This window comes from Streptomyces sp. ACA25 (genome assembly GCF_028200735.1).
Taxonomy (GTDB): Bacteria; Actinomycetota; Actinomycetes; order Streptomycetales; family Streptomycetaceae; genus Streptomyces.
In genome coordinates this window covers 1-965 of record NZ_JAQKPV010000073.1, presented here as the reverse complement: position 1 = coordinate 965, position 965 = coordinate 1, and the positions used below count along the sequence as shown (strand labels likewise).

Below are 965 nucleotides of genomic sequence, written 5' to 3'. Positions count from 1 at the left end.
CGGATCGGGGGCAGGGTGAGCACGCCCTGAGCGAACAGGGACATCACCTCGGTCAGGATCTCACCGATCCGCTCCGGACCGGCCTCACCAAGATCGAACGCCCGATAACTGACACCGGGCCGCACCGCCGCAACCTCCTCCGCAGACCGCACATCCGCCTTCCCCATCTCCACAAAACGACCCCCCGGAGCAAGCAACCGCACCGACGCATCAACAAACTCACCCGCCAACGCATTCAGCACCACATCAACACCCCGCCCACCCGTCCGCTCACCAAAAACCCGCTCGAACCCCACATCCCGCGACGACGCCACATTCCCCTCCGCCACACCCAGACCCCGCACCGCACCCCACTTACCGCACGACGCCGTCGCAAACACCTCCGCACCCACATACCGCGCAATCTGCACCGCCGCCATCCCCACACCACCCGCAGCCGCATGCACCAACACCGACTCACCCGCCCGCACACCCCCCAGATCCACCAACCCGTAAAACGCCGTCGCAAACACAATCGGCACCGCAGCCGCCTCCACAAACGACCACCCCACCGGCACCCCCACCAACAACCGCTCATCCGCCACCGCAACCGTCCCCATCGCCCCACCGAACAGCCCCAACACCCGATCCCCCACCACAAACCGGCTCACCCCCGGCCCCACCTCCACCACCACACCCGCAGCCTCACCACCCAACGCCACCTCCCCCGGATACATCCCCAACACATTCAGCACATCCCGAAAATTCAACCCCGCAGCCCGCACCGACACCCGCACCTCACCCACACCCAACGACCCCACCGCATCAGGCGCACCAACCAACCGCAAACCCTCCCACGTCCCCCGCTCCCCCACACCCAAACGCCACACACCCCCCTCAGGAACCACCAACCCCCCCTCCGCACGCACCAACCGCCCCGCCAACACCACATCCCCCCGCACAGCAACCTGCGGCTCACCCGAGGC

1 protein-coding gene is annotated in these 965 nt (G+C 67.2%); it reads right to left on the bottom strand.

The genetic code is table 11. The features are described from left to right. Positions 1 to 785, bottom strand: a 785-nt coding sequence (locus tag PJ985_RS23210; protein ID WP_271685855.1) for a zinc-binding dehydrogenase, incomplete at its 3' end; no start/stop codon positions are given. Positions 786 to 965: the final 180 nt, after the last annotated feature.